General features: G+C 67.3%; 1 protein-coding gene. It reads left to right on the top strand.

Features of this window, described 5'->3' with window-relative positions:
* A partial coding sequence (locus ACLJNW_RS25180) for an FAD:protein FMN transferase (RefSeq protein WP_410961354.1) occupies positions 1 to 272 on the top strand: 272 nt, incomplete at both ends.

The raw sequence follows: 272 nt of genomic DNA, 5'->3' as shown, positions 1-272 counted from the left end.
CGCCGAGGTCGACCGGCAGATGTCCACCTACCGCGACGATTCCCTGGTCTCGCGTTTCAATGCTCTGCCGGCGCAGTCCTGCATGGAGCTGCCGCTACCGATGCTGGAGTTGCTGCGCTACGGCGGCGAGTTGTCGGAACAGAGCCAGGGCGCCTTCGACATGACCGTCGAGCCGCTGATGAACCTCTGGGGCTTCGGTCCGCAGGCGCGGGTGGAGAAGGTTCCCAGCGCCGAGCAGATCGCCGCGGTGCGCCGTGACGTCGGCCATCGAC

Origin of the sequence: Salmonella sp. SAL4457 (genome assembly GCF_046548235.1) — a bacterium.
GTDB classification, from domain to species: Bacteria; Pseudomonadota; Gammaproteobacteria; order Enterobacterales; family Enterobacteriaceae; genus Salmonella; species Salmonella enterica.
Note: the sequence above shows the minus strand (reverse complement) of the source record. Positions and strands in the feature narration are given on the sequence as shown.